Annotated in this window: 19 protein-coding genes, 1 rRNA gene and 1 riboswitch; of the genes, 17 read left to right on the plus strand and 3 right to left on the minus strand. The window is 48.2% G+C overall.

The features are described from left to right. Window positions 1-1,809, plus strand: a complete 1,809-nt coding sequence (locus BM200_RS24430; protein WP_091189256.1) for an ABC transporter ATP-binding protein — start codon at window positions 1-3, stop codon at window positions 1,807-1,809. Here the strand turns inward: BM200_RS24430 and xerS are convergent. Then, complete coding sequence (gene xerS, locus BM200_RS24435; protein WP_091189257.1) at window positions 1,806-2,903, minus strand: tyrosine recombinase XerS; 1,098 nt, start codon at window positions 2,901-2,903, stop codon at window positions 1,806-1,808. The two genes, BM200_RS24430 and xerS, sit on opposite strands and share 4 nt — an antisense overlap. A 287-nt stretch (window positions 2,904-3,190) precedes the next feature. Between xerS and sleB the strand changes: the two genes are divergently transcribed. From sleB to BM200_RS24485, 11 genes are all read left to right on the plus strand, one after another. Beyond that, window positions 3,191-3,802, plus strand: coding sequence for a spore cortex-lytic enzyme (gene sleB / locus BM200_RS24440; RefSeq protein ID WP_245773142.1), 612 nt, complete (start codon window positions 3,191-3,193; stop codon window positions 3,800-3,802). Between the two features lie 243 nt (window positions 3,803-4,045). Beyond that, window positions 4,046-4,720, plus strand: coding sequence for a ribose-5-phosphate isomerase RpiA (gene rpiA / locus BM200_RS24445; protein ID WP_091189259.1), 675 nt, complete (start codon window positions 4,046-4,048; stop codon window positions 4,718-4,720). Window positions 4,721-4,752: 32 nt separating this feature from the next. After that, window positions 4,753-5,502, plus strand: coding sequence for a metallophosphoesterase family protein (locus BM200_RS24450; RefSeq protein WP_091189260.1), 750 nt, complete (start codon window positions 4,753-4,755; stop codon window positions 5,500-5,502). Window positions 5,503-5,569: 67 nt separating this feature from the next. Next, window positions 5,570-5,776, plus strand: a riboswitch (cobalamin riboswitch). Between the two features lie 149 nt (window positions 5,777-5,925). Further along, window positions 5,926-9,825: an S-layer homology domain-containing protein gene (locus tag BM200_RS24455; RefSeq protein WP_245773133.1), complete on the plus strand. Its 3,900-nt coding sequence runs from the start codon at window positions 5,926-5,928 to the stop codon at window positions 9,823-9,825. A 69-nt stretch (window positions 9,826-9,894) separates the two neighbouring features. After that, window positions 9,895-10,833, plus strand: coding sequence for a DUF4430 domain-containing protein (locus BM200_RS24460; protein WP_091189261.1), 939 nt, complete (start codon window positions 9,895-9,897; stop codon window positions 10,831-10,833). Continuing rightward, complete coding sequence (locus BM200_RS24465) at window positions 10,830-11,723, plus strand: energy-coupling factor transporter transmembrane component T (RefSeq protein ID WP_091189262.1); 894 nt, start codon at window positions 10,830-10,832, stop codon at window positions 11,721-11,723. The genes BM200_RS24460 and BM200_RS24465 overlap by 4 nt, the downstream gene beginning before the upstream one ends. Further along, on the plus strand, window positions 11,696-13,381 hold the full coding sequence (locus BM200_RS24470; protein ID WP_175532998.1) for an ABC transporter ATP-binding protein: 1,686 nt from the start codon (window positions 11,696-11,698) through the stop codon (window positions 13,379-13,381). The genes BM200_RS24465 and BM200_RS24470 overlap by 28 nt, the downstream gene beginning before the upstream one ends. Then, window positions 13,363-14,091 carry an ECF transporter S component gene (locus BM200_RS30130; RefSeq protein ID WP_175532999.1) on the plus strand — a complete coding sequence of 243 codons (729 nt, stop codon included), beginning with the start codon at window positions 13,363-13,365 and terminating at the stop codon, window positions 14,089-14,091. The genes BM200_RS24470 and BM200_RS30130 overlap by 19 nt, the downstream gene beginning before the upstream one ends. Before the next feature lie 140 nt (window positions 14,092-14,231). Beyond that, entirely contained in the window at window positions 14,232-14,450 is a 219-nt protein-coding gene (locus BM200_RS24475) for a cold-inducible protein YdjO-related protein (protein ID WP_091189263.1), read from the plus strand. Window positions 14,451-14,532: 82 nt separating this feature from the next. Beyond that, window positions 14,533-16,491, plus strand: a complete 1,959-nt coding sequence (locus tag BM200_RS24480) for an ATP-dependent DNA helicase (RefSeq protein ID WP_091189264.1) — start codon at window positions 14,533-14,535, stop codon at window positions 16,489-16,491. Window positions 16,492-16,582: 91 nt separating this feature from the next. Next, complete coding sequence (locus BM200_RS24485) at window positions 16,583-17,038, plus strand: GNAT family N-acetyltransferase (protein ID WP_091189265.1); 456 nt, start codon at window positions 16,583-16,585, stop codon at window positions 17,036-17,038. Window positions 17,039-17,078: 40 nt separating this feature from the next. Here BM200_RS24485 and BM200_RS24490 read toward each other — a convergent pair whose 3' ends face one another. Further along, window positions 17,079-17,957 carry a LysR family transcriptional regulator gene (locus BM200_RS24490; protein WP_091189266.1) on the minus strand — a complete coding sequence of 293 codons (879 nt, stop codon included), beginning with the start codon at window positions 17,955-17,957 and terminating at the stop codon, window positions 17,079-17,081. Between the two features lie 122 nt (window positions 17,958-18,079). Between BM200_RS24490 and zwf the strand changes: the two genes are divergently transcribed. From zwf to fsa, 3 genes are read left to right on the plus strand one after another with little or no spacing between them, the layout of a single operon-like run. Next, window positions 18,080-19,585, plus strand: a complete 1,506-nt coding sequence (gene zwf, locus BM200_RS24495; RefSeq protein ID WP_091189267.1) for a glucose-6-phosphate dehydrogenase — start codon at window positions 18,080-18,082, stop codon at window positions 19,583-19,585. After that, complete coding sequence (gene tkt, locus BM200_RS24500; protein WP_091189268.1) at window positions 19,563-21,554, plus strand: transketolase; 1,992 nt, start codon at window positions 19,563-19,565, stop codon at window positions 21,552-21,554. The genes zwf and tkt overlap by 23 nt, the downstream gene beginning before the upstream one ends. Window positions 21,555-21,580: 26 nt before the next feature. Further along, window positions 21,581-22,249, plus strand: coding sequence for a fructose-6-phosphate aldolase (gene fsa / locus BM200_RS24505; RefSeq protein WP_091189269.1), 669 nt, complete (start codon window positions 21,581-21,583; stop codon window positions 22,247-22,249). Window positions 22,250-22,310: 61 nt separating this feature from the next. Here fsa and BM200_RS24510 read toward each other — a convergent pair whose 3' ends face one another. Beyond that, complete coding sequence (locus BM200_RS24510) at window positions 22,311-22,928, minus strand: NUDIX hydrolase (protein ID WP_091189270.1); 618 nt, start codon at window positions 22,926-22,928, stop codon at window positions 22,311-22,313. A gap of 108 nt (window positions 22,929-23,036) precedes the next feature. On the opposite strand from BM200_RS24510, the gene BM200_RS24515 reads away from it, so the two are divergent. Both BM200_RS24515 and BM200_RS24520 read left to right on the plus strand, forming a co-directional pair. Beyond that, window positions 23,037-24,206: a chromate transporter gene (locus tag BM200_RS24515; RefSeq protein ID WP_091189271.1), complete on the plus strand. Its 1,170-nt coding sequence runs from the start codon at window positions 23,037-23,039 to the stop codon at window positions 24,204-24,206. Window positions 24,207-24,917: 711 nt separating this feature from the next. After that, window positions 24,918-25,233: ribosomal RNA gene (locus tag BM200_RS24520) — 16S ribosomal RNA — on the plus strand; the annotation flags it as partial.

Raw genomic sequence — 25,233 nt, forward strand, 5'->3', positions numbered from 1 at the left:
ATGAGTCAAGTGGAATGGGATGACGACAGCGAGATTGAAGAAAAACCGTTTAATCTCGTCTATATGAAGAGACTACTTGGTTATTTGAAGCCGTATCGAAAGACGCTTATCTTCATTATAGGCGTTGTTCTTATCAATATGATTTTAAGCCTGGCAGAGCCCTTGCTGCTCGGGTACCTGATCGATGAAGGCATTACAAAAGGGGATTTTACAGCTATTCATCTATTTGGGATTACCTTGCTTGGCATCAAACTGATTGGCTGGGCTTGCGGCTGGGCGCATACCAAATATATTAATTTTACGGGCCAGCGCATCCTCTATGATCTTCGCCAGCAGCTGTTTAATCATCTGCAGAAGCTGTCCTTCCGCTTCTTCGACGGACGTCCGGCGGGGAAGATTATGTCCCGCATTACGAATGATACGAATGCAATTGGCGAGCTCATAAATGGCGGCCTGATCACAACGGTGATGGAAGTCACGCATCTCGTCGGGATTGTGGCTATCCTGCTCTGGATGGATTGGAAGCTGGCACTGCTGTCCTTTATTATGATGCCGCTGCTTTATCTGATCGTGAACCGTCTGCGACCTCGCATTGAAGGGGCATGGACGCGTTCACGCAAGACGATGTCGGCGATCAACGGCCATTTGAACGAAACGATTCAGGGCATCCGCGTCGTGCAAGCCTTCTCCCGTCAGCATAAGAACAGCGCACGCTTCGAGGGAATCAATTTCCGGAATAAACAGGCTTTTATGCGTGCGATTATGCTGGAATCAACCGTATATCCGCTTGTTGAGCTTGTAGGTATGATCGGAACTTGTATCGTAATCTGGTTCGGAGCCAAACAAGTCATGGATGGTGCGCTCACAATCGGTTTTGTCATGGCCTTCATCAATTACTTATGGCGTTTCTGGGGGCCTCTCAGCGCGTTGTCCAAAGTGTACAGCCAAGTGCTTTCGGCTATGGCTTCCGCAGAACGGATCTTTGAAATTTTGGATACCGACGCTGAAGTAACCGATGCTGCCGATGCCCGCCGTATGCCGGCGATTCGTGGCGAAGTGGCATTCGAGAACGTTTCGTTCCGCTATGAGGAATCCAAGCCGGATGTGCTTCATAACGTCAGCTTCAAGGTTCGTCCGGGGCAGCGTGTTGCACTTGTAGGACCCACCGGAGCGGGTAAAAGTACAATCGTCAACCTGCTGATGCGGTTCTATGATGCAACGGGCGGGAAGGTTACGATCGATGGGCTGGATGTAAAAGAGGTTACGCTGGAGTCGCTCCGCAGACAGATGGGGATTGTGCTTCAGGATTCGTTTATTTTCTCGGGAACGATTGAGCAGAACTTGCGTTACGGTAATGATGGGGCAACAAGAGAGCAGATGGTGCAAGCGGCAGAAAGCGTCCGGCTGGACCGGGTAGTGGCTCCGATGAGCGATGGCTACGAGACGGAGGTGGAGGAGCGCGGCTCCAAGCTGTCGGTTGGTCAGCGGCAATTGCTTGCTTTCGGCAGGGTGCTTCTGTCAGATCCCCGCGTTCTTATTCTGGATGAAGCGACTTCCAGTGTAGATACCGAGACGGAGCAGCATATTCAAGAGGCGCTGGAGACACTGCTGAACGGCAGAACGGCCTTTATCATTGCGCACCGTCTGTCGACGGTACGCGATGCGGATCTTATCCTTGTGGTCCAGGATGGACGAATAGCGGAGCAAGGCTCGCATAATGAATTAATGAAGCATGGCGGGCTCTATGCGAAGCTTGTGAATACGCAGCTTAACATGCAAGAAGCTGTACTGTCGCAAGTGCAGGCTTAATTCGCTGCCTCACTAGCCTGTTTGATGCGGTCAATCGCTTCAGCCATTGTTTTATCCGTAAGGTGGGCGTAGATTTGGGTCGTCTCTGGAGAGGCGTGCCCAAGCTGCTCCTGTGTCATATAAATATCGTTGCGCAAGTAATAATCGGTTGCGAACGAATGGCGAAGCTTATGTACGCTTAAGTAAGGCTTGCCGAATCGCTTTGCGTATTTAATAACCATTTCCTGAATGGCGCGTTTGGTCATTCGAGAGCCTTCTTTTTTGCCGTTAGCAATGGCAAGAAAGAGGGCTTTTTCGCGTTTTGGCGCTTTATAATGACTGTCTCTCAACTGAAGATAAGCGGTCAAATCCTCGACAGCTTCCTGGCGGAAGTAGACCGGGGTTTTAAAGGTGTCGTCGTTCTTACCTTTACGGTAAACGTAGGCGAGCTTCTTTTTCACATCAATGTCTTCTGCGTTTAGGTTCACGACTTCCGATACACGAAGACCGGAGTGCAGAATCAGACTGATGATGCAGCTGTCCCTGGTCTGATTGAGCTTATAGGAATATAGAGCCTGTTTATTAGAAGCAACATCCTTCTCGTAGTCCGCATGAATGTACGCCAGAAATTCGGAAATCTCCTCTTCTTGGAGCAGCTTGCCTTCCAGCTTGGCCGCCGTGTCTTTTGGCTTATGCGTCCGCTTGATCGAGACCTTAGCCATGACGTTCCGCTTCAATAGCGGGTAGAACTCTTCATCCTCGGCGATCTGACTCAAATAATGAAAAAGCGAACGAAGAGACGACAGCTTGCGAGTTATGGTTGTTCTTGTATTGCTGTGGTTCGGATTGGTCGCCAGGAACATCCGGAAGCTGTCGATGCTGTCCATATGCAGCCGTTCCAGCTCAATCAGCTGGACATCCTTTACCTTCTCCGCACTAGACAGCCCTTCTGCAATAAGCCATCCCATGAACGTCTCGTAATCTCTTACATACTCCAGCAATGAAGAGGGAGACAGGTCCGGAAGCTTATAGTTAATAAATTTCTCCACATACCAGGGCATCATCGGCACACGCCGGTCGAGCTCCTGCCGATCCTTAATTTTGATCACATTCAATGCTGTTCACCTCACTTTATATCTTTCTATATTGTACCAATTCCAGTGATGGTGAACAATCAGAAGGATTGTTGCGGGAGGAAAAAGTTAGCTTAGCAAATAAATGTAAATCATGTATTTGGGTTACTATTCGATAATTTCTATGTTAAACTCGTTTGAAACCAGCCGTTACACAATAAAATTAATCCAATTAATGATTTTATACAATTATTAATAAAATGAGAGGAGTATTAAACTTGATTAATAATCAAATTTATAAATATAGTATTTCCATTATTCTAGCATTTATGATGACGGTAGCCATGCCGCTTCAAGCCGCAAACGCAGTAGCGCCAGCTACATTGAGCTATGGCAGCCAAGGACCGGATGTTCCGGATCTGCAGTTCCGTCTCAAGACGATGGGATATTTTGATAATACGGCAATTACAACGTTTTATGGCAAAATGACGGAAGATGCCGTTCGCAAGTTCCAAGCTGACTATGGCTTGAAGGAAGATGGAGTAACGGGCAAAAAAACGTGGACGGAGCTGAAGAAAGCTTCTGTTAACCAGGAGGAGCTTGATCTTCTGGCACGTATTATATACGCGGAAGCACGCGGAGAATCTTACAAGGGCCAGGTTGCGGTAGCAGCAGTTGTGCTGAACCGTCTTGCCTCCGACCAATTCCCGAAAACCTTAAAAGGCGTTATTGAGCAGTCAGGAGCCTTCACGGCGGTAGATGACGGCCAATATTATTTGAAGCCAAATGCAACAGCGTACAAAGCTGCGCTTGAAGCGCTGGAAGGCAATGATCCAACGCAAGGGGCATTGTATTATTTTAATCCGAAGACGGCAACCTCGCAGTGGATTTGGTCCCGCAAGCAAATCGTTCAAATCGGCAATCACATCTTTGCTGAGTAAGCAAAGCAATTAGGGCTGCGTACAAAGTTTGCCCGATATCGGCATGGTTTATTAAATAAGAATGACAAGGCACATTCCCGCTAAGATATAGCGGCGATGTGCCTTTATTAATTCTTTGGAATGAAAAGCGCCCTCCTGCCAAAGGGCGGCGAAACCGTTTCACCTTGTTCCCTAACATACATAGCTTTGTTATACTAAAAATTAAATCAATTGTACAAATACTAATCAAATAAAGGTGATCTCATGGAATCGAAACGTATTGCAGCAGAACAAGCCGTCGAACTTGTAAAAGAAGGCATGAAAGTAGGGCTTGGAACCGGTTCGACCGCGTATTGGGCGATTCAAGCCATTGGCAGGCGTGTAAAGGAAGAAGGACTAAACATTCAGGCAGTTGCTACATCTGTGCAATCCGAGCAGCTTGCGAAGGAATTAGGCATTCCGATGATGTCTTTCGCGGATGTAGACGTGCTGGATCTGACCATTGACGGAGCGGATGAAGTTGATTCCGGGCTGCATCTGATCAAAGGCGGCGGCGGCGCGCTGCTCCGCGAGAAGATAGTTGCGGCAGCCAGCAAGCAGTTGATCATTATTGTGGACGAGAGCAAAGTTGTAAATCAATTGGGCAAGTTCCCGCTGCCGGTTGAGATTGTCCCGTTTGCTTTCGAGCTGACGGTTAAAAAGTTGCGGAACCTCGGCTGTGAGCCTAAGCTGCGCAAGAATGGCGAAGAGCTGTTTGTCACCGATAATGGCAATTATATTGCGGATTGTGAGTTTGCTGCCATCGCAGACCCGGCAGCCTTGCATGATGAGCTGAACGGGATTCCTGGCGTTGTGGATAACGGATTATTTATTCATATGGCTAATCTCGTTATTGTTGGTTCCGCCGACGGGTCCATTCGGAGCATCTCCAAGGAATAAGCCCGCCATACCAGCAGGAAGGGTGGAGAAGCATGAGCAAGAAGATTGCATTGATTACGGATATCCATGGCAATATGCCTGCGTTGCGAGCAGCCCTTCATGAGATTGACACTTTGCATAAGGTTGACTCCATCTATTGCTTGGGGGATTTGATTGGCATTGGTCCGGATACGAACGAGGTTCTCGAGACCCTTTTCTCCAGAGAGAATATTTCCTTTGTGTCCGGGAATCACGATGAAGCTGTTCTCGCGATTATAAACGGAGAGCCTTATCCGGAGAGCCATTTCCATTCGAAACGGCATCATGAGTGGATTGCGGAGCGGATGGACAAATGCTATGTCTCTAAGCTTGAACAGATGCCCCGCATGATCAGAACGGTGGAGGAAGGTCAAGCGATGTTGTTCACGCATTATCATATTGCTCGCGACAAGTTTAATGACCCGATTCATCAAGATCCGTTCAGCCCGATTGTCGAGCCCAGTCTGAATAATCTGGAGAAGCTGTTCGAAGGGTATGAGGATGCCTTTATCGGTTTCGGCCATCATCATCCTGTTCATTTTTTCAGAAGCGGCACGCAAGTGTTTGTTAACCCCGGTTCCTTGGGCTGCAATGACATGCCTACTGCCAGATACGCGATTATTACGGTGAGCGAGCAGGGCTTCCAGGTGCAATTGGAGGAAGCGGAATACAATAATTCCGCTTTTTTGGCATCGTATGCGAAGCTTGTTGTTCCGGAACGTGAATTTATATTGCGAGTTTTTCATGGGGATCAACTGAAGTAGATAACACATCATGTAAAATTTAGCATGACAAAATAACAATTATTCGTTATGATGAGCTAGCTAATTGAATACGAGATAAGTTTCAGGTGCCAATGATAGCATTTGTCCAATAGGACGATGGTATTGGATTGGTTAAAAGGGAAGTTGGGTGCAAATCCCACGCGGTCCCGCCGCTGTAAGAGACGAGTTTATGCAAGAATCCACTGGGCAACCGGGAAGGATGCATAAGCGATGACGCTTGAGCCAGAATACCTGCCTGATTCTTTTTTACACCACAATTCTACGAGCGATAGGAGGGTGTTCATTATGCATGCTTATTTGGACATGTCTACTTGATCAAACCTTCAACTTCTATGAGTTGAAGGTTTTTTTTGTTGTCATTGCATTTTTAGGTGATTAGAGAGTTATGAAAGGGAGTTTCCGATGAAAAAGAATAGATTTATCGTCTGGTTGCTCACAGCGGCTTTGACGTTATCCGCATTTACAACCCCGCTGCGAACAGCTTCTGCTGACGAGGCACTTGCGGTGTCCGAAGATGTCCAGGATACAACGCCTCCAACAATTACGGTTAACGGATTGACGAACAATCAGGTTGTTACCAAGCCGCAGCTTGCTTTTACCATATCCGTAACAGACATGGTGTCACAGACGATTGCACCGGAAGTTGCGTTGAACGGTAATCTGTTGCAGTCTTCAAGCGGACAGTATACAGCAAATTTCGCAGCGGGCTTAAATACGCTTGTCATAACAGCAGCCGACAGCTCAGGCAATGAGGCGTCTCAAACGTACTCCGTTACTTATAAAGCAACTGCTGCCGCTACGATTGAACAATATGTCGAGCGTAATCTGGCTTATCTTTTGTCCACCGTTACCAATCCCGTATTTGGAACGCTTAACGGCGAATGGTCGGTGATGACGTTAGCCCGTGGCAATTACGGAGTGCCGGAAGGATATTATGACTCTTATTACAGCAAGGTTGCAGCTGCTGTTGAAGATAAACAAAATGTGCTTGATCCAAGCAAATATACCGAGCACTCACGAGTGATTCTGGCTTTAACCTCCATCGGTAAGGATGTTACGCATGTTGGCGGTTATAACCAGCTTGAGAAGCTGGCCGACTTCAATAAAGTAATCGCCCAAGGCATTAATGGTCCTACCTATGCATTGCTTGCATTTGACAGCCACAACTATGAGATTCCACTCGTAGAAAATGCAGCTGTTCAATCGACAAGAGCCAATCTTATTCAATACATGCTGGATAAAGAGGTAAAGAAAGGGACTGAAAATGCTGGCGGATGGGGTTTTGGCAACTTTGTTGATGTGGACCTTACCGCTATGGCACTCCAAGCATTAGCTCCTTATTACAACAACAACTCAGACGTCAAATCTGCTGCAGACCGTGCGGTCGCTTGGTTATCCAAGTCGCAAAGCAGCAAAGACGGCGGTTATTCTTCGAGTGAAAGCATAGCACAAGTTATCGTTGCTCTTAGCGCATTAGGCATTGATTCCAACTCGGATCCCCGTTTTGTGAAAAATGGAAATTCTCTTATTGATGCCTTCCTGCAGTATGCTTTGCCGGACGGCGGGTTCAGACATACGAAGACCGGCGGCGTCAATGGAATGGCGACCGATCAAGGCACGTATGCCCTAGTCGCTTATGACCGCTACCTGAAGCAGAAGCATTCGCTTTATGACATGACGGATGTAACCCTTTCTACGGACCAGCCTGTCAATCCAGGGGATCTGACATTGCCTTCAGGCAATACGCCGCAAGTGACGGTACCGGATGATTCCGCGGATTACCGAATTCCGGTTACGGCAGCTGATAGCGCTAAACAAATCGGCATTACAATTCCAACCGGTAAAACTTCCAATGTGAAGCTCAGTCTTCTGCTTAACACGGCATTGCCGCAGATTGAGGCTGTGAAAGGTAATCATTCTTTACTTATTCCGCATGGCACGCAAGTGATCTCGGGAGATTCGGCGGGAATTCATTTACTTACTACCTTAGATCCCTCTGATTCCACTTTGAAAAATCAAATTAATGGAATTGTTGCAACTGGCAAAAAGCTTGATCAAGTATCTCTTGCTTTCTTGCTGGGCGGAAGCGCCCGTGTGCAGTTTAACCAATACATCACATTGACTCTCAAAGGAATGGGCGGTAAAAGCGCAGCTTATATTGAAGGCGGCGTAGCATCACCAATTACGAAATATGCCAGCGACGCATTAGGACTAGCAAGCGGTAATAACGAATACGCGTACGATGATGGCACTAATCTTATTATTAAGACAAATCATTTTACGGACTATGTGGCTTTTTCTGAAAGTACGACGGTTGTAGATGGAGGGGGGAGTATTCCTCCGCCGACAGCAGCGAAATATGTAACGCTATCGGTAGACAAATTAACGATTAATAAAGGTTATACAATCCCAAGTACAAAGATTGAGCTGCGTACTGGCGATACCGCATGGAGCGTGCTTAAACGTATGCTCGATAACACAAGTATTGCTTACGATTACACGATTACACCGAAGTATAACAGTGTTTATGTACAGTCCATCGACGGTGACGGAGAATTCGACCATGGTGATGGCAGCGGATGGATGTATAACGTGAACGGCGTATATCCGAACTTCGGGGCAAGTCTCTACGAGCTTAAAGACGGAGATAAACTGCAATGGCGTTACACAACGGATCTTGGTATTGATCTGGGCATAGATCCGAATGATTGGGAAGAACCAGGAGAGAACGGCAACAACAACGGTGATGACAGCGGCCATACAGAAGAAGGAACAGTTACGCCTCCTGCTTCAAGCGGTTTAGAGAAGCTCTATTCGGATGCTTCTCAAATTTCGAGTTGGGCGAATCAAGCGATTGAACAGGCATCTGAAAAAGGCTTCGTTCAGGGCAGCGGCGGCAAGTTCCATCCGAAAAACACTGTTACGAGAGCGGAATTCGCTAAAATGCTTGTGGCGGTTCTTGGTTTGCCAACAACGGCACCAGCAACTGGCTTTACCGATGTGACCGCAAAGGATTGGTTCGCACCTTACGTCTACACGGTTGCGCAGGCTGGTTATATGACCGGCTATCAGCAGCATTTTAATCCCGATGCAAGTATTACCCGTGAAGAGATGGCCGTAACAATTGTTCGGGCGCTTGGCATTAAAGCGGCAAATCCGGAAACAGAAATTAAAGACCTGAAGGCTGCTTCGCTCTGGGCGCAGTCTGATATCGCAACAATTATGCAATCCGGCTTGATGCAAGGGGCAGGCGGCAAGTTCGACCCGCATGCCAAAGTTACCCGCGAGATGGCAGCCGTTGTGTCTATGCGTTCCTACGATTACAAGCAAGCAGGTTCCGGCGGCACTACGCCGGTTGATGCCAAGCAACTGGAAGTACAAGGCCAAATGAAAACGACAGCAGCCTTCCTGCAACAGGTTGTGACGGACCCTGTCATTGCAAGCGTTGGAGGAGAATGGACCGTCTTGGGATTGGCGCGTTCAGGCATGCCCGTACCTGATTCCTATTTCTCCCAATATTACTCGAATGTCGAGCGGACGGTAAAAGAAAAAGAAGGCAAGCTTCACTCGGTGAAGTACACGGAATATGACCGTGTCATTCTTGCACTGACGGCAATTGGCAAAGACATTCACAATGTGGCTGGCTATGATCTGACTAAGCCATTGACGGATTATCAGACCGTTATCAAGCAAGGGATCAACGGCCCAATCTTCGCGCTGATTGCATTGGACAGCAAAGGTTACTCCATTCCGGCGGATGCCAGCGTGAAGACGCAGACTACGAGAGAGCTTCTGATTGATTTTATTCTTAACCGCGAGATGGCAGGCGGTGGCTGGGCACTTGGTGAGAAGCCGTCTGAAGCGGACCCGGATATTACGGCGATGGTACTTCAAGCATTCGCGCCATATTATGCATCCGATACGAAAGTGAGAGCTGCTGTTGACCGAGGAATCACGTGGCTCTCGAAAGCGCAACAAGCAGATGGCGGTTTTGCAAGCGGAGGAGCGGTGAACGCGGAAAGCGCGGCGCAGGTTGTAGTCGCATTAACAGCATTTGGTATGGATTCTCAAACGGACACACGATTTGTGAAAAATGGCCATTCCGTATTGGACGCTTTGCTCGGCTATTCAGCCGCGGACGGAGGGTTTTATCATGTGAAGCCAGGAAGCAACGGTAACGGCGGGGCGCAGCCTGGCGAAGTGGATTTGATGTCGACGGATCAGGCATTTTATGCCCTGGTTGCCTACGACCGCTTCAAGAGCGGCAGCAAACGTCTTTATGATATGACAGACGTGCAATAAGCTAGACCTCGGCAAGGGCATTCGTATGCCCTTGCTTCGTTATTTCTTAATTAAGAGGTGGGGAACAAAATGAATAAGAAAAAATGGCTTTCCGCCCTGCTTATCATCGGGGTCTTGGCGATTGCCTACTTCTGGGGAGGAAATTACGCCAAAAGCCCGGAGACGGCTATTGCGACAACTCCAATAACAAAGGTAGAGCCGATATTGTCACCGTCACCGGGCAGCGATACGATGCCGGCATTGTCCGGGCAGCAATCCGTAACAACCGAAAAAAACGAGCCGGCAACTCCCGATCAATCTCAGCCTGCTTCTGAGGAAAAGCCATCAACGTCAGAAACGGACATTGGTAACGATGATCAAACAACGAAACCATCTGAGGAGTCTAAATCATCCACGACACCTTTAGCAACGGTTAAATCATCAGCCGGCGAGACAGGAGCGGGTAATGGGGCGGAGACTCCGCCATCCACGAAGCCTCCAGCGGCTTTACCAGAAGAGACTAAGGATAAGTACCAGACGGACCCTGTTCCATCGGGAAAGCCGAAGCCGGTCGAGTGGCAGGACGTTGAGATCGACAAGAATAAATCTCTCACCGTTACGCTGTCGGTATCCGCTGCTACGATTCTGAACAATCTGGACAGCTTCAACGAAGATAAGCTGGAAGTTTTGCCAAAGGACGGCATTATTTATAAGACGCAGAAGGTTGCCTTTTATGAAGGGGAGTCCGTCTTTGATGTGCTGCTGCGGGAAATGAAGAAGAACAAGATTCATATGGAATTCGAAATGACGCCGATTTATAACAGTAACTATATCGAAGGAATTCATAATATTTACGAATTCGACTGCGGAGAGCTTAGCGGATGGATGTATAAAGTGAATGGATGGTTTCCGAGCTACGGGGCCAGCCGTTACGCGCTCCAGGACGGAGATGTTGTGGAGTGGGTGTACACCTGCGATCTCGGACGAGATGTCGGGGGCTATAACGAAGATGCAGGAGACAAGTCATGAACCAGAGCGGATTCGCCGGCTATCATCCCTTCATCAACTTTGTTTATTTCGCTGCTGTGCTGCTATTTAGCATGTTCTTCATGCATCCCTTTATGCAGGTTATTGCGCTTGTCAGCGCCTCTGTTTATTCCATTTTGCTGAGGGGTAGGGGAGCAGTTCGTTTCCAATTGGCCCTTATGCTTCCGCTGCTGCTTATTACGGCATTTATTAACCCCGCTTTTAATCACGCCGGAGTTACGATTTTGTTCTATTTAAAAAGCGGCAATCCGGTTACGCTCGAATCGGTTCTGTACGGAATTTCATCCGCTTGTATGTTTGTTGCGGTCCTTCTCTGGTTCTCCTGCTACAATGCGGTCATGACATCGGATAAATTTATTTATTTGTTCGGAAAGCTGATTCCGGCGATGTCCCTTATTTTATCGATGGTGTTAAGGCTAGTGCCAAGGTACAAGGATCAGATCAAGCAGATTTCTTATGCGCAACGAAGCATCGGCAAGGATGTCACGCAAGGGAATTGGCTTCAGCGGGCAAGAAACGGTATGACGATTCTCTCGGTCATGACGACATGGGCATTGGAGAACGCCATCGAGACAGCCGATTCCATGAAATCGAGAGGATACGGACTTCCCGGCCGAACGAGCTATTCGTTATACCGGTTCGATAACCGGGATAAAGGCTTTATGGCGTTAATGCTAAGCCTTGTCACCGTTGTCATTATTGGCGGGATCAACGGGGAGAATTCGATGCGTTTTTTTCCTTCCATTAAGGCTGCTGAAATGACTGCATTTAGCATCGCTGTCTATGCCGCTTATTTAGGTTTATGTATGCTGCCGATTATTCAACATATGATGGAGGCAATCAAGTGGAGATCTATCACGTCCAGGATGTAAGCTTTACTTTCCCTCTTCAGGAGAGGAAAGCTCTACAAAATATACAGCTGAAGGTGCATGACGGTGAGTTTATCATCATTGGCGGAAAATCCGGAAGCGGGAAAAGTACGCTGCTGCGCCAGTTAAAGCCTATCTTAACCCCTCATGGCAAGCGGGAGGGGGAGATTGTCTTTCGTGGAAAGCCAATTGGTGAGCTGGATCAACGCACGCAAGCGTCCGAGATTGGCTTTGTTCTGCAAAATCCAGACAATAGCATGGTAACCGATAAAGCCTGGCATGAACTGGCTTTCGGGCTGGAAAGCCTGGGGCTAGACCAACAGACGATCCGCATTCGTGTCGCGGAGATGGCCAGCTTTTTCGGTATACAAACCTGGTTCCACAAGCCTGTAACAGAGCTGTCCGGCGGACAGAAGCAGCTGCTTAATCTGGCCTCCATAATGACAATGCACCCATCTGTATTGTTGCTTGATGAACCGACCTCCCAGCTTGACCCGATTGCAGCAGCGGATTTTGTCGAGACATTGCGGAAGATCAATCAGGAGCTTGGAACAACGATTATCATGACCGAGCATCGACTGGAGGAAGTGCTTCCGGTATCAGATCGTTTTATCGTGATGGATGAAGGCAGGATTGTTGTAGACGATCAGCCGCGGAAAGTCGGAGAAGCCTTAAGGCTTATGAATCATCCTATGTTTACAGCGATGCCGTCGCCGATGCAGATCTATGCGGGGGTTACGCCTGAATCTCCATATCCCGTTACGGTAAAAGAAGGCCGTCAGTGGCTAGACCGCTACATGGCTGAAAAACCAATTGTCAGAATAGAGGCAGCACAGTTCGACGATGAAATTACGGCTATTCCATTAGCTGCAGAGCCTGCCGTCCGTTTTAAGGATGTATGGTTCAAGTATGAGAAGAACGGACCTAACATTATAAAAGATTTGTCCTTTGAAGTTTCCGGAGGGCAATTCTATTGCCTGGTAGGCGGAAACGGAACAGGGAAGACAACTGCTCTATCACTTGCAAGCGGACTTTATCAGCCATTCAGAGGAAAAGTGTATATCGGCGGGAAGAACATTGGGTCGATGAATGCCAGGGAGCTTTATAACAACAATCTGGCGTATCTGCCTCAAAATCCGCAGCACTTGTTCGTGAAGAAGACCGTTGGGCAGGATTTATTTGACATGTTGACTCATTCCTCCTTGTCCAAGGAGAAGAGGGCGGACAAAGTTCAGGCCGTGAGCGAGTTTCTTGAGCTGCAGCCGCTGCTCACGATGCATCCTTATGACTTGAGCGGAGGGGAACAGCAAAGAGCGGCGCTTGCCAAGGTGCTGCTGCTGGAGCCGAGTATTCTCTTATTAGATGAGCCGACCAAAGGTCTCGACAGTTTCTTCAAGGATAAGCTGGCTTCTTATTTGAAGCAGCTGAATGCTGACGGCGTGACGATCATCATGGTGTCCCATGATATCGAGTTTTGTGCCAAATATGCCGATGTATGTGCGATGTTCTTTAACGGGAGCATTACGACAAGCGGGCCGGCTAAGACATTCTTTGCCGGGAACAGCTTCTATACCACGGCGGCGAACCGGATGGCGCGCCATGTCTGGAGCCATGCAGTAACGATAGAGGATGTGATTGCGCAATGCAGGAACAACGGGTAGAGACAAGGGGGTACGGCAGACGGACACTCGTATCAGCCTTCCTCTTTCTTATTGTCATTCCGGGAACCATCCTGTTTGGCGTGTATGCGCTCGATGACCGGAAGTATTATTTTATCAGCCTGCTTATTATTCTATATACGCTGCTGCCGTTTGCTATGGTGTTTGAGAGAAGAAAGCCGCAAGCCCGCGAGCTGATGGTCATTGCTGTTCTGACCGCCATTGCTGTTGCCGGCAGGGCGGCATTCTTCATGCTTCCGCAGTTTAAACCGGTTGTCGCGATCGTCATCATTGCGGGAGTCAGCTTTGGTCCGGAGGCAGGTTTTCTGGTCGGAGCAACGACAGGCTTCGTCTCGAATTTCTTCTTTGGACAAGGACCATGGACGCCCTGGCAAATGTTCTGTTTCGGCATCATCGGATTTATCGCTGGTCTCTTGTTCCGGAAAGGCTGGCTCAAGGCAAATAAACGATCCTTGTGTATATTTGGAGGAGTAGCCGCCTTCTTCATCTATGGGGGGATAATTAACGTCGGTTCGCTGCTGATGTTCACACCGTCTATCTCAAGGGAAGCTTTACTTGCAACCTATGCATCGGGCTTTTGGTTCGATTTGATTCATGCTGCGGCTACTGTCATCTTTCTATTTGTCCTCTCGAAGCCTATGCTTGAGAAACTGGAGCGGATTAAAATCAAATATGGTCTGATAGAGAGATAGAGCCATGCCAATTCACCACCATAAGAGGCGGATTTTTTCTTTTCTTATTTGTGCCCAGTTCCTTTGACTTAAGCGCCTTGAAAGTGATATATTTAGCGAAGTTTGTTTTTACGTGTTAAGGAAAGGGATGCAAAAAAAGAGTGACCACAAGCGAAGACATCACGAAACCGAAATTAATACCTACGAAAATTTTAAAATGCAAGAATCCGGACTGTAAAGCATGGATCAGGGACGAAATGGCAGCGGACGATTCGCTGTGTCCGATGTGTAAAGGACCAATGGCACGAAGCATGAAGCACTTGCCGGCTCTGCAAAAGAAAGCAAAGCCAAAGCCGCGCAAGCCGAAATCAGAATTTTAAGCTTTAAATTATGGGGGAATAGCTTAGGCGGCTGCGTATGAGACGCAGCCGTTTGTGCTTGTTTGGAGAGGAACGATCATTGATGAGCAGTCATTATCCATTTGAGTTTGATCCAAAGCTTCCGTTTATACAACAGGCGAGCGATTGGATTGCGGATGTTTTTTATGAGCAGCTGCCGGAAGCCGGATTTGAGGTTCGGGATGAACAGATCTATATGGCATTCCAGCTCGAGAGAGCTTATGCCGAGAAGCAGACGATCTTCGCCGAGGCAGGCGTGGGCACGGGGAAAACACTTGCTTATCTGCTGTATGCCATCAGCTATGCACGTTACACAAGAAAACCGGCGATTATCGCTTGTGCCGATGAGTCTCTGATCGAACAGCTTGTGAAGCCGGAAGGGGATATTGCCAAGCTGGCGCGTTATTTGGAATTTACGATTGATGCACGGCTCGGGAAATCGCCCGATCAATATATTTGTTTGAATAAGCTTGATGATGCCAGATCTGCATTTGATGAGGATACCGAAGCTTTTGACGAGATCTTCCGCGGTCTGCCGTCATTTGTTCATAAACCGGAAACGATGCAAAGCTTCCATCCCTATGGCAATCGTAAAGATTATCCGTCATTAAATGACGGGCAATGGGCCAAGCTAGGCTGGGATGTTTTCCAGGATTGCCTTGTATGTGATCGAAGACATCGCTGCGGCCAGACCTTGTCCCGCGAGCATTACCGGAAGTCAGCCGATCTGATTATTTGTTCGCATGACTTCTATATGGAGCATGTATGGACCTATGAGGCGCGCAAACGCGAGGGTCAACTGCCGTTATTGCCTGAACACAGCTCCGTTGTATTTGACGAAGGACATCTGCTGGAAACAGCGGCGCAGAAGGCGTTAACGTACAAGCTGAACCATGCGGTGTTCGAGAGCATCATTACGCGTCTGCTGCAGGATGAGATTAGGGAATCGCTGGCGCTGGCCGTAGAAGAAGCGATTGTGCAAAGTGATCATTTATTTGCGCTAATTGCCCGCAACAGCAAGACGGTTCCGGCATCCAGCCGGAAGGAAGTGATGTGGAGTCCGGAGCTTATTCGCGAAGTGAACCGTCTGCAGGATGTGCTGGCGTCTATTGAGGAGGAGCTTGTTTTTGAAAGCGGCCTGTTTACGATCGATGATTACCAGCTCAAAATTGTAGAAGAGCATATCGAAATGATTCAATTCGCATTATCCTTGTTCAAGCGTGAAGAGAAGCCGATCAGCTGGGCCTCGGAAGATAAGGATGGCCTTACTCTGGTCATCATGCCAAGATGGGTGAAGGAGGTGCTGAAGGAGCAGGTGTTTGCTAAGAAAATGCCTATCGTCTTCTCGTCTGCAACCTTATCCGTTGGTGGAGCTTTTGATTATATCAAGGAGAGCATGGGCATTGAGCAGGCGTTGTCTTTCTCGGTACCTTCTCCATATGAATATGAAGAGCAAATGCAGGTTCTGATGCCGCGTGAATCGGAAGCCGATCTGAGCTGGGCAGAGAAGATGAAAGCTGCGGCCAACCTTCTGGAGCAAAAAGGCGGAAGGACGTTGTTCCTGTTCCCGTCCATGGAGGAGCTTGAGCGATTCCGCGAGGAAGCAACAGGTATGGGCTTAACAACCACTTACCGCTTCTTGTTCGAGGGTTCGGCAGAGATCAGCCATTTGATTGCCGAATTCCAGAATGACGAGACAAGCGTGCTTTGCGCTGTGACGTTGTGGGAGGGGCTGGATATCCCGGGGCCATCCTTGTCACAGGTGATCATGTGGTCGCTGCCATTCCCGCCGAATGACCCGGTATTTGAAGCCAGACGCGGTGATGCTGCCAATCCGTTCGCTGATGTGGATATGCCTTATATGCTGCTGCGCTTGAGACAGGGGCTTGGCCGCCTCATCCGGGCACGTGATGACCGAGGCTCCGTTGTTATTTTCGGTCAGGAGCTGAATGACGCCGTTGTTCGTCAGCAGGTGCTTGGTGTTCTGCCCGATGGAGTACAGGTTGAGGATGTAGTCGTTTAGATAAAGATTGGAACCAAGAGGAGCCTGCGGCTTTTCTTGGTTTTTTGCAACATGGGGGTATTCATTTAGAAAATTAGAAAGGTTGTTGAACATGATTCTATTGCAAAGAGTACCAGCGGATCATACTGATTTCCGAGAATTAATTAAGCTGCTGGATAAGGATCTATGGAACAGATACCCGGACACGCAGCAGTTTTTTGATGCGCATAATCAGATTAATCTTGATGTGCGGGCGGTTGTTGCGTATCTCGATGGTAAGGCGGCAGGATGCGGATGTTATCGGGACAAAAGGGATGAGCAAACCGTTGAAATTAAGCGGATGTTCACTAAAGAAGAAGCAAGAGGGAAGGGCATTGCCCAATCCATTGTGAAAGAGCTGGAGAACTGGGCGGCAGAAGAAGGGAAAAGGCAGGCCCTCCTGGAAACGGGAACTGGCCAGCCGGAGGCTATATCGTTGTACAAGAAATTAGGCTATGTGCAAATTGCAAATTACGATCCATATATCGGCAGTGAAGAAAGTGTGTGCATGGGGAAGGAAATCCGGTAATGCAAGAGCCAAGAACGGGCATGTTCTTGGCTCTTTTTCTTTATCGGAACTGTTCAATAAACCGATTGGCGGCGCTGGACAACGGCATATTTCGCATATTCATCATCCCGATGTGGGAGGGAGGCAGCGGGATATCGAGCTGAATCTCGAACAAGGAGCCTTCCGCAAGCTCTTTCGCGACAAATTCCCGGGTAACGTACGAAATGCCAAGCCCCCTTCGTGCAAATTCGATCAACAAGTCAACGCTGCCGACCTCAATCTCAGGCCTAATCATATAGCCGTAGCTGTGGAAAATCTCCGTAATGGCCATCCGCGCCCGGCTGTTGCGGGAGAACAGGATGATGGGATATTGCAGCAGCGTGTTCAGCGACAGCACTTTATTTTTTAAATCATTATAGACAGCCCCTGCGACAAAACAGTCCTGCAGCTGTATGCTTTCTTTCACCTCAAGCTGAGGATCCACGATTGGCATACGAACCACTCCAAGATCTATTTTGCCTTCTTTCAGAAAAGTAATGACTTCAGGCGTGGTCCCGTGATTCAAATGCAGCTTAATGCCCGGATATTTCTTGATGAAATCTTCAAGATAAGGCAGAAGATAATGCTTGAACAAGGAATCGCTTCCCCCGATCCGAAGCTCTCCGTTATCCAGATTTTTAAGCGCAATCATTTTCTCTTCTGCCATGTTGATGAGGATCTGGGACTGCTCGATGTAAGAGAACAAAATAGTGCCTTCCTGGGTCAGGGAGACTCCCTTGGAATTGCGGTAAAACAGCGTCAATCCAAAGCTTTCCTCGAGTTGTTTAATGGCATGGCTGACGCTTGGCTGAGTGAGATAAAGCATCTTGGCTGCCTGGGTCAAACTGCCCGTTTTGGCTGCCCAATAAAACACTTTGTATAGTTCATAGTTATTGGTCATAGACGTGGTCGATAGCTCCTGTAAAATATATTAATTACTTGTATAGCTCCTAATCGTATTATAGTGGAATTACAGAAAAATAAAACAGAAGCTTTAAAAGTTCTGTTGGAGGGAGAGAAACCATGGAACCCGTAACGTATGTTTTATTTGGTGCAACCGGCGATTTGGCCAAAAGAAAAATTTATCCTGCATTATACAATTTATTCGTTGATGGAAAACTTCCGGAGGCTTTTTCTCTAATTGGTCTAGGAAGAAGGGAATGGACGGACGAGTTCTTCCAGACAAGTGTGGAACAGTCGCTCCGGCAATTCTCAAGACGAGAGATTCAAAACCCTGAACAGATGCAAGCATTTATTCAAAAATTCCGCTACACGGTGCTGGATATCGGCCGTACAGATGATTATAAGAAATTGTTGCAAATTATTGAGGAACGCGAGAATGCTCTTGGCCTTCCTGCTAACCGTCTCTTCTATTTATCCGTGGGGCCGGAGTATTTCACAACGATTGCTTCGAATATCGAGGAGAGCGGACTTGGTTCTGCCGCAGGCTGGAAGCGGCTTGTCATCGAGAAGCCGTTCGGACATGATCTGCAGTCGGCTCGTGATCTGAACGAGCATCTGAGCAAGTCATTTACCGAAGACGAAATATTCCGAATTGATCATTATCTTGGTAAGCCGATGGTTCAAAACCTGGAAGTTCTTGAACGCGCGAATCCGATTATTCAAGCTCTGTGGAGCAACCGATATATTGCCAATGTGCAGATTACAGCAAGTGAGACCGTTGGCGTGGAAGAACGCGCGGGTTATTACGACCATGTCGGCGCTGTGAGAGATATGTTCCAGAATCATATGCTTCAAATGCTGATGATGCTGGCTATACATCTTCCTCACAACAGTACAGCCGAAGATGTAAGGAAGCATAAAAAGCAAGTGATGGAGGCACTTATTCCTTTATCCCAATCGGATGTTCGTACCAACGTGATTCGCGGACAATACGCATCCGGTTCGGTTGGAGGCAATCCGGTGAAAGGGTACCGCTCCGAGCCGGGCATTGCCGCTACCTCCATGAATGACACATACATCGCGGCGAAGCTGCAAGTGGATGATTACTTCTGGCGCGGAGTACCGTTCTATATCAGGACCGGGAAAAGGCTGCACGAGAAATCAACCCGCATTGTTGTGGAGTTTAAGGAAGCTTTGAATCAGACCTCCCATATTGGAGGGGCGCCAAATCTTCTTCTTATTGAGATCAACCCTAACGAAGGCATTATGCTTCAGCTCAATACGAAGGAAAATGGCGTTCTGAAGCCGGTTCAAATCCAATTGCATGAGAACAGCAAGGATATTCCGGAGGCTTATGAGAACCTGATTTACGATGCGCTTGTCGGCAATCCTACCTTCTTCGCGCATTGGGATGAGGTGGAGCTTGCATGGGCTTGGGTGCAGCCGATCCTGGACGCATTCCAGGAAAACCAGGTTCCGCTTCACGCTTATGAAGCGGGCTCCAATGGTCCGGCGGAAGCGGATGCCTTGCTGGCAGCCGACGGCTTCCACTGGTGGTTTGATTCGAAGGAAGACCAAGAAACGAAACGGAAGGAAGAAGACTATGCTTACCAAATTGGACATTGATCAACTATCCGTCGATACGATCCGTACATTATCGATCGATGCAATCAACGCTGCAAACTCCGGTCATCCGGGACTGCCGATGGGGGCGGCTCCAATGGCGTACGCGCTATGGGGCAAACAGCTTTCCCACAATCCTGCGAATGCCAAATGGTTCAACCGCGACCGATTTGTTTTATCCGCCGGCCATGGATCGGCATTGCTTTACAGCCTACTGCACCTGACAGGGTATCAAGTATCGATTGAGGATCTGAAGCAGTTCCGCAAGCTGAACAGCAAGACTCCAGGTCATCCGGAGTTTGGTCATACAGACGGAGTTGATGCAACAACAGGACCTCTTGGTCAAGGGATTGCCAACGCTGTTGGCATGGCAATGGCCGAGGCGCATTTGGCCGCAAAATACAACCAGGAAGGTTTCCCGGTTGTTGACCATTATACGTACGCGCTTGTTGGGGATGGCTGTTTGATGGAAGGTATCTCCTACGAGGCCATGTCGATGGCCGGCCACATGAAATTGGGCAAATTAATCGTATTGTATGATTCGAACGATATCTCGCTCGACGGTGACCTGAATCTGTCCTTCGGTGAAGACGTACACAAAAGAGCTGAATCTGCAAAATGGGAATATTTGCGTGTAGAGGATGGTAATGATCTCGCCGCAATTACAGAAGCTATAGCAAAAGCGAAGCAAAACGATTCCCAGCCGACGATCATCGAAGTTCGTACAATCATTGGTTACGGCAGCAAGGCTGCAGGCACGAACAAAGTACATGGCAATCCGCTTGGCAAGGAAGAAGCAGTCGCTACAAAAGCTGTTTATGGCTGGAAATACGAAGAAGAGTTCACTGTGCCGGAAGAGGTTAAAGCTCATTTTGCAGAATTGAAACAACAAGGTGCTGCTAAAGAAGCTGCATGGAATGAACTGGTATCTTCCTACAAAGCACAGTACCCTTCGAAAGGCAGCGAATTCGAGCAAGTATTGAACGGAACCCTGACGCTGGAAGCAGCTGACATTCTTACCTTTGATTCTTCGAAATCCATCTCGACACGCGTGGCGAGCGGGGAAGCGATTAATCATTTTGTAAAGATTGATCCTTCGATCTTCGGCGGAAGCGCCGATCTGTCGCATTCGACCATGACGGATATTCGCGGTGAAGGCAAATTTGCCGTTGATGGCTATGCAGCACGTAACGTGTACTTCGGTGTTCGTGAGCATGCGATGGGTGCAGCCGGTAACGGCATGGCTCTCCATGGCGGTGTTAAACCGTTCGTCAGCACCTTCTTCGTCTTCAGCGACTATCTGCGTCCGTCGATTCGTCTCGCTGCACTGCAGAAGCTGCCTGTCACTTATGTGTTCACCCATGATTCGATTGCGGTCGGGGAAGATGGGCCAACTCATGAACCTATCGAACAGCTTGCCGCTTTGCGTACCATTCCTGGCCTAACTGTCATCCGTCCTTCGGATGCGAATGAGACTGCAAGTGCATGGGCTTATGCCTTGCAGCAGCAGGATGGTCCGGTAGCCTTGATTCTGAGCAGACAAAACCTGCCGGTATTTGAAGAAACAAGAGCAAACGTTCAAGACGTAGCTAAAGGCGCCTATGTCCTGTCGGAAACAAACAACCAGCCAGATCTCATTCTGATTGGTACAGGCTCCGAGGTGTCGCTTGCCGTTGAAGCGAAGAAAGAGCTTGAGAAAGAGAACATTTCCGTACGTGTCGTAGCTATGCCTAGCCGTGAGCTGTTTGAGCGTCAGTCTGAAGCGTACAAGCAAAACGTTCTGCCTGATTCGGTTACGAAGCGGATTGCAATTGAAGCAGGTATCTCCCTCGGCTGGGATCGTTATGCTGGTAAAGAGGGCAAAGTGTTGTCGATCGATACTTTTGGTGCATCTGGTCCTGGTACAGCGGTTATGGAGCACTTTGGTTTTAGCACGAAAAACGTAGTAAGACTGGCAAAAGAATTTAACTAAATAATATTATTCGGAGGTTGTTCATAATGAAATTATTCATCGATACAGCAAACTTGGAAGATATTAAGAAAGCCTATAAAGTCGGCGTATTGTCCGGCGTAACGACAAATCCGTCGCTTGTTGCCAAAGAAGGCGTTAAGTTCGAAGACCGTATTGCTGAAATTTTGCGCGAAGTACCAGAGGTTGAATCCGTATCTGCTGAAGTAACGCCTGATGCTTTGACAGCGGAAGAGATGATTGCACAAGCGGATGAATTGATCAAGATCAACAACTACGACAAGAACATTACGATTAAGCTGCCAATGACATTGGCTGGTCTTGAAGCTTGCCGTTACCTGACGAAAAAAGGTGTCAAAACAAACGTAACCCTGATCTTCACGGTTAACCAAGCGCTCCTCGCTGCACGTGCAGGCGCAACTTATGTATCTCCGTTCCTTGGCCGCCTGGACGATATCTCCGAAGATGGCGTTCAATTGGTCGCTAAAGTAGCAGAACTGTTCCGCGTTCATAACCTGGATGCACAAATTATCGCAGCATCTGTCCGCCACCCGGATCATGTTACCCGCGTAGCAATGGCAGGTGCGCACATTGCAACCGTTCCGTTCTCGGTTATCGAGCAAATTTCGAAACATCCATTGACAGATCAAGGCATGGAGAAGTTTGCCGCGGATTGGAAGAAGACTACTCAACTGTAATATCGATATATGGTAAAAACGCCGATCCACAGGATCGGCGTTTTTTTATTGAAGCTCAGCATTAATCTACAATAACAGCTTTATTCGGATCTTGGAGATACTCAAACATTAACTGGACTTGCTCGAGAGTATTCCGCTCGACGGAAAGCTCAGGAAGCTCGTCGATCCCGAAGAAGCCGACATCGCTGGTCTCCACGCCTGCTGCAGCTTCGCCGCCTGTGATCTCGCATAGAATGAATATTTTATAGACATGGTAGGGGCTAGGCGGGTGGTTATGGAATTTCTTGTCCAGCACGGCGAGCAGCCGGATAGCAGCGGCGTCATAACCTGCCTCTTCTTTGGTTTCTTTAACGGCAATCTCCTTCGGAGAGTATCCGATATCACTCCAGCCTCCAGGCATCGACCATCCGCCGTCTATTTTTTCTCGAACAAGAAGAATCTTATTATCCTTAAATATAACTGCACGAATATCCGTTTTGGGGGTGGTATAGCCATTGTCACTTGCGAAGGCAAGGGTAATCTTCTCGTGGCTAACGGACGTATATTCAGCCAGAATCTCAATACTCATCTGCCGTAAGGCTTCATAACGCTCGATATCGTATACATCGGTCGCATACGTCAACCCGGTCTGGGCAATGGCTTGCATTTGCTTGGCCCAATCTAACCATTTCGGTTCCATTTCGGCATACCTGCTTTCATCTTAAACTTTAAGAAATCGTAAAAAGGGTTTAACCAGATACCTTTCTATTTATATAATAAAGGAAACGTTGGGGGAGGAACAATTACTCTGAAGGCCATAATTGAAGTTCTTACCGTTTCTTTTAAACTTGGATGTACATCGTTTGGCGGTCCAACAGCACATCTGGGTTATTTCCATCAGGAATATGTCGGGCGCCGGCGCTGGATTGATGAGCGAAGTTATGCGGATCTGGTTGCCCTTGCGCAGTTCCTGCCCGGTCCTGCGAGCAGTCAGGTTGGGATTGGAATAGGGCTGCTGCGTGCAGGATGGCTTGGGGGTGTGGCGGCGTGGATTGGTTTCACCATGCCATCTGTAATTCTTCTTATCTTATTCGCTTTACTGATGCAGGGATTTGATATCGGAAATTCGGGCTGGATTCATGGTTTGAAAATCGTAGCCGTTTCGATTGTCGCTCAGGCCGTGCTCAGCATGGGACTAAAGCTTACGCCTGACCGCAGCCGGGCTACCCTTGCCATCCTTGCGGCGGCCATTACGTTATTGTGGCAGACTGCTGCAAGTCAAATCGTGCTTCTCTTGGCTGCGGGAGGCATTGGCTTATTCTTGTACAAGCATTCGGAAGTTGCGGGCAGCAGTCATTCCGCCTTGACGATGCCGATCAGCAAACGCTCCGGGATGATCTGCTTGGGTCTATTTCTGGCTTTGCTTATTGGTTTGCCCATTGTTAGACAAGTTGTTGGTGGAGAAGGGTTATTCGGTTTGTTCGAAAGCTTTTACCGTTCTGGTTCGCTGGTCTTTGGCGGTGGTCACGTCGTGTTGCCGTTATTAGAGAAAGAGGTAGTCCCAACAGGCTGGATGAGCAAAGCGGATTTCTTGACTGGTTACGGTGCAGCACAGGCTGTTCCGGGACCGTTATTTACTTTAGCAGCGTACCTAGGTGCGATGATCAGCGGTGTGAAGGGAGCATTAGTGGGGACAGCCGCGATCTTTCTACCGGCCTTTCTGCTTATGGCAGGAGCATTGCCGTTCTGGAATACGCTGAGGCAGAACAAGAAGGTGCAAGGAGCTCTTGTTGGCGTTAATGCTGCAGTTGTAGGTATTTTGCTGGCGGCACTCTATAATCCGTTATGGATTACGGCTGTGCAGCAGCCAGAAGACTTTGTTCTCGCTATATTGCTGTTTGGCATGCTTGTATATTGGAAGCTTCCGCCTTGGCTGGTTGTACTGGCAGGGGCGGTTGGGGGAATGTTGTTGGTTTAACCAATAATCGAACAAAGCCTTAGCAGCCGGCAGAACGTTATCCGGCTGCTATTTTATTTTATACAGTAAGACTTGGTTGCCGTTAGGCTGGACACTTCGCTCTGTATGTGGAAGTATCAATTAATAAATAGTTCCAGAGAAAGTATGAAGCGGGGGGAATATGTCCAATAGACCCTCAGCTTCCATGCTCCGAATAAAGGCTTTAGGAAAACCTGATCTGTAGAATTTGTTCGTGCTTCATGCGAAGTCCAGAGGAACTCATTCTCTTAAAGCGTGAGGAACGTAGGAATCTTTTTAATAGTAAATTATTACCTGTTGTAATCGTAGAAGCAATCGTGCTATATTATAAATCCGGCCGAGAGAGACACGCGGTTGGGACGAAAAGCTAAATATCATCAGTTGATAGAAATTGAAATTGATGAGAAATAAAGCTTGACACCAAATTCGATAACGTGATAAGATACGCTGCGTTGTTGAAAAAATTGTTCTTTGAAAACTGAACAACGAGCAAAACTGCCCCGTTAGAAATAACGGAAAAAGCGATGTATTAATCTCTATCGAAGTAACTCAGCGATGAGCGACCGCTATTAGAGGTTGATCAAAACGCCGATTGGAAAGCTTGCTTTCCAATGCGGTATAAAAGTTTGAGCAAGTCAAACAAAACCAAGGAGTTTTCATCGATCGGTTTCGGTCGAGCGATGAAAACGCCATTTCATGGAGAGTTTGATCCTGGCTCAGGACGAACGCTGGCGGCGTGCCTAATACATGCAAGTCGAGCGGATCTTGTCCTTCGGGACAAGGTTAGCGGCGGACGGGTGAGTAACACGTGGGTAACCTGCCCATAAGACTGGGATAACATTCGGAAACGAATGCTAATACCGGATACGCGAATTGGTCGCATGGCCGAATCGGGAAAGGCGGAGCAATCTGCCACTTATGGATGGACCCGCGGCGCATTAGCTAGTTGGTGGGGTAACGGCTCACCAAGGCGACGATGCGTAGCCGACCTGAGAGGGTGATCGGCCAC

Origin of the sequence: Paenibacillus catalpae, from assembly GCF_900112695.1 — a bacterium.
Classification (GTDB): Bacteria; Bacillota; Bacilli; order Paenibacillales; family Paenibacillaceae; genus Pristimantibacillus; species Pristimantibacillus catalpae.